The 4,458-nt window shown below is 58.0% G+C and carries 5 protein-coding genes; 3 read left to right on the top strand and 2 right to left on the bottom strand.

The genetic code is table 11. The annotated features are described in order from the left end of the window. Nucleotides 1-220: 220 nt before the first annotated feature. Nucleotides 221-1,120, bottom strand: a complete 900-nt coding sequence (locus B9H04_RS17435; RefSeq protein WP_049933039.1) for a hypothetical protein — start codon at nucleotides 1,118-1,120, stop codon at nucleotides 221-223. 1,072 nt (nucleotides 1,121-2,192) lie between these two features. Then, nucleotides 2,193-2,765 (bottom strand): HNH endonuclease, encoded by a 573-nt coding sequence (locus B9H04_RS17425; RefSeq protein WP_211216880.1) that lies wholly within the window; start codon nucleotides 2,763-2,765, stop codon nucleotides 2,193-2,195. Between the two features lie 415 nt (nucleotides 2,766-3,180). On the opposite strand from B9H04_RS17425, the gene B9H04_RS17420 reads away from it, so the two are divergent. The 3 genes from B9H04_RS17420 (at nucleotide 3,181) to B9H04_RS17410 (ending at nucleotide 4,304) form a co-directional block, all read left to right on the top strand. Next, nucleotides 3,181-3,537, top strand: a complete 357-nt coding sequence (locus tag B9H04_RS17420; RefSeq protein ID WP_080508649.1) for a helix-turn-helix domain-containing protein — start codon at nucleotides 3,181-3,183, stop codon at nucleotides 3,535-3,537. Between the two features lie 312 nt (nucleotides 3,538-3,849). After that, nucleotides 3,850-4,083, top strand: a complete 234-nt coding sequence (locus B9H04_RS17415; RefSeq protein WP_085682891.1) for a hypothetical protein — start codon at nucleotides 3,850-3,852, stop codon at nucleotides 4,081-4,083. Continuing rightward, nucleotides 4,080-4,304 (top strand): hypothetical protein, encoded by a 225-nt coding sequence (locus B9H04_RS17410; protein ID WP_085682890.1) that lies wholly within the window; start codon nucleotides 4,080-4,082, stop codon nucleotides 4,302-4,304. Before B9H04_RS17415 ends, B9H04_RS17410 begins: the two co-directional genes overlap by 4 nt. Nucleotides 4,305-4,458: the final 154 nt, after the last annotated feature.

Genomic DNA, 4,458 nt, shown 5'->3' with positions numbered 1-4,458 from the left:
GGAGGCCGACCGAAGGGAGGACTCCGGCCTCGGCGGGAGGCTGTTGCGGTGCGGAGATGTGGTGATGCTGGACTCTTCCGGCTGTTGCGCGCGACTTACGCGCGGGTGCCCGCCGGTCGCCTCCGGCGACCGTGGCTGCGCGGTCGTGGTGGCGGGTGCTGGGCGCGCTCGCTGCGCTCCGGGCGGTGGACGAAGCAAAAAAAGAGTCGGCCGGGGCGAGTTAGTCGTCAGCGGGCTTGCCGGCGACCGCGGCCGCTTCGGCAGCGGGGCGACCGCGCTGCTCCGGCTCCGCCGCCGGCTCGCTGGCCTCGTCGTCCGCGCCCGTCTCGTAGTCGGCGTCGAGGAGCGCGTTGAAGGTGTCCTCGTCGAGTGTGGCCCGGAGGCGCTGAAGCTGGCTGTCGCTGAGTTCGTCTTCCTCGATCTGGTTCCGGTTGAGGAGCGCGTGCGTCCAGTTGAGCGCGCCGTCCTCGCCACTGGTGAGCGAGACCGAGCGGACCTTGCCGTCACAGCTGGACGGGTACTTCGACCAGTTGTGGTGGCCACGAACGTCGCGAGCGGCGTCCTCGTAGGCGTCGGTGCTATCCTCGAGGATGAGCGTGTGATCCGCCGTCTCCGTGTAGTCGTAGTAGTCGTCGACGATCATCTCGGTCGCACGGGCCTTCGCCTTGGCCTTCGCGCTCCCGATACGCGCCACACCGCCATCGCGGTCTTCGAGCTCGTTCAGCACGTCGACGTCGACCAGGTCCCGGTCATCGCGATCGGAGAGGTCGAAGTCGGCCTGCTCTGCCTCGGAGAGGTCGTGAACATCGGCCACGATCTCGGCCATCGGAGCGCCGCCGTCGATGACGCCTTCGACCGACGGGTCGTCGTTGCCCTCGTCGTCGAGGAACATCCGGAAGTCCATCGAGAAGGAGTCGACCTCGAGGTCGTCACTGGTGTGTTCGTCGAGCACCTCCGCGAGCTCGTAGCTGCCACGGACGATGACCTCGCTGATGGACCCGGTCACGGACGCGAGACTCTGGAGTTCGGCCATCACCTCGTCGACGAACTGCTCCTCGCTCTGGAAGTAGTACGGATTGCCGGCGATGCCGGTCGGGACGACGGCGATAATCGAGCGCAAAAAATCTCTCTCGCAAAAAAGGAGATATAGCTTCAGCGGTCGCGAGGTTTTACCGGACAGTCGTGTTCGGCGATCCGTTCTGGCAGGCCGGCCGCTCCGCAGACGGGACACTCAACAATCGGTGTCAGCGGGAGGCGTTGACACTGCTCGCGGGCTGCTTCGAGGTGCGCACGGACGACGGTCGACTCACACCGCGTGATCGCTTGTGCGAGATGCATCTCGAGTGCTTCGCGAGCTGTCCGTTCCCGTGTGCGTCGGCGAGGGCTACTCATTGCTGCCTCCCTGGGAGCCAGCGCGAGGTAGTTGAACGTCGAAACGACCTGACAGTAGTGGGTTGTAACGTCCGTTCATGTGGTCGAGGCGGGAACGGCGGGCGACCACGCCAGCACCATCGTGTGCTGGGCTGTGGCCAACTTACCCATGTTCTTCCCACCTCACCTCACTCGGGAGCTACAAACGACTCGTCTCGCAGCGACCAACTCAAGTAGTCTCCAACTCCTTCTCCCTTCAACCGATTACGCCTCACCAGTTATCCACTCATCAACTGTGACTACTGAACAGATCTGAACGAGAGCGTGCTCACCATTCTTCCGAACTAGTAAATCTCAACACAGGACCTGGAACCCCGGCGGGGCTGCTCCCGTAGCCAGAAGGGGCAGCGAAGCGCAATCGACAGCCTATCGGCTGGGGGGGGTAGCTACAGTGTTGCTCACTATCGACGGGATCTCCCCGCCGATATCCGCCTCGGAGCCTCGTAACCGACGGCGCCGAGTGAACCATGTACTTCAGATGCCGTTGTCAGCCGACCGACGCCCAGGCCACTCACTTCCCAGCTGGAGTGAGTGACTCGAACCACGGTGACGGCCTGATCGCTTCTTAGGCGACCTACATGGGTTGCAACCTTTAATTCACCTCCACCTGCCGCACGCGACAGGTGGCTTCTCCACGCTACCAGGGCATACTTGGCTTGAGATTATCCCTAACCGTATAAGAAGTTTAGCTGTTTTCTAAAAATCGACTCTAGTGAGCGTAGAGGCCCTCTACCGTGAAAAATAACCGCTAATATCGGCCGCTACGACGTGGCGGTGCCGTCGTCGTCACAGTCGTCGCCATCATCGTCTTGGGCGGACTCGTCACAATCATCGTCGGCGTGATCATCGGGGATCAGTTCGACATCAGGTGCCTCGAACTCATCTGGATCGAAGTCCTCGCGTTCGTGGACGAGATACTTCACACTCACTGGGACGCCCCCATCGTCGCCGAACTGGTTCACTGCTTCTTCACGAGTCAGGGGTGGTCCCTCGTAGTATTCGTGGTGGTACTCGTTCCACGCATGACGATGCTCGATCGGGAGCTGTCGATGCCATATCCGGTAGGGCGGCTCATCCACCTTGTGGATGTGGACGTGACAGCTCTGACACAGCGGGATCTCGTTCTCAACACGGTGGTCCGTATCGTCGCCGTTGACGTGATGGAAGGAGAGTTTATCCTGGTTCCGCGATCCGATATCGGTTTCAAGCCATTCCTCTGGGGTTCGACCGCAGACCACGCATTGCTGGCCCCAACGGTCGAAAACTGCTTGTTCAAGATGTGTTGGTCGCATTGAGTTGGTGTGTAGCTGCTCGCGTGGCTGGTCGGCTGTCACCCGACCTCAACGAGTGTGTGTCTACACCGAACCGCGAGCAGCAAGCTGGTTGTAAATCAAGACGGCCTTATGGGAGATACCTCCCAGTCGCGACGCTACTCTATCTCTACTCACCCCACTCAAATCGGGAGATACAAACAGATCCCTCGAGGCGATTACCGACCCCCGGAAATCATCCACGTCACTCGTAACTCAGGTCGAACTGTTCCCTCTTGGAGTGTCCACAGTAGGCGATTGATCGTCCCAAGCTCAGAGCCGATACACTTGTGACTGGACGTCGATAGAGAGTGCGAATGAGGCCGAGCCAGGGTGTTCAGTGAGACAGTTGAGTTGGGTTGTAGTGGCGTGAAAGTAGTTCAATAGAGATCCAAGGGACTGAGATTCATATAGACGCACGATTAAGAGTCAGACAATAATGTCGGAAGGTTCGTTTCCAGTCACTCCCGGTTCCAGCGAGTATACGACGCTGAGTTTTCTCGTCGCACGCTGCGGTAGGAGGTTTTCGCCTGACGAGATCGCAGCTCACACCGATATTTCTGAGACGAAGGTGTCGAACGCGGTGGCACAACTCGTCGAATGGAGGCTGGTTCAGCAGGCAGCCATCGAGTTCTATGTCGATTCAGACCAAGCTGAAGAGATACGCCAACGGCTCAGGTCTCTAGATACAGTTGTTCAGCTTTTTGAAACGGAACCGACTGACGACGCCTACGCCGAACCAGGGTGGACAGATGAAGTTCCATCTCTTAGTGTGGGTCAAGATGATCGCTCGTAGCGCCAGTTGCCAAACGACTGGCTACCCTCCACCGCGAGAATTTCTTACTGTGATTCCAGTGAAACCACTCCTCCTATTCTACGGGATTCTACAACAGGAACCGAGAGGTAACATACTGCGAGATTCGCGCTCTGTATGTAGTAGCCAGGTGACATCAATTAAAGAGAGTTTCAGTAGGACATTCTAGCCGGTGAACTACCGCGGTGCGATGTGGTGGTGACGTTTATCCGGTCAGTAATATCGACAGCGATCGACTTGTTCTTCGACGAACATCTCTCCGTGTTTTTTCTTGCTTGAGCAAGATCATTATATATGCGCTGGGAAATTCGTGCGTTCCTCGCCCTCGTCGGCTTTGCCGCCACTGCCGTCGGCGCACAGATGTACCTTTCAGCAACACAAGGAGTATCGATAATTGAGGTGGAATCGATGATACAGTGGATGAAAACCATCGGAATTGCTGCTGTACTGCTTGTTGGTGGGGCAACGCTTTCCTTGAAGGCTATCCTTCCGAGGTCTGGCAGCAGGACAACCCAGAATCCACGATGAACACAGAAGACAAAGCAGTTGCTGCGGGGAACGCGGTGATCGCTGCGATCGTGGTTAGTGCGATACTCGGTTGGGCGACGAGGTACGGCGTGGGCGGGCCATTCACGCCTACACTTGACTTGCTTGGGGTTGTTACAGCTATCATTTTCGACCCGAGTGTAGAAGTGCTCTTGCTAGCGGCTGGAATTGTGTTGATGTGGCTCGGCGATGATGGATTCTAACACCACTCTCGAAAATAGTGTTTAGCGGCTCTGTTGACTCGATGGAAACGCTGCTACCCTAGCAGAGCGTGAAACAAGATATGGGGCGCAAGAGACCGACCTGGATTTCGTGCCATAGAGCACGTTCTGTTGACTGGTCCGTGTGCGAAAGAAG

The organism is Halorubrum ezzemoulense DSM 17463 (assembly GCF_002114285.1).
Lineage (GTDB): Archaea > Halobacteriota > Halobacteria > Halobacteriales > Haloferacaceae > Halorubrum > Halorubrum ezzemoulense.
The sequence above is the reverse complement of the archived record's forward strand: the minus strand, read 5'-3'. Positions and strand labels throughout refer to the sequence as shown.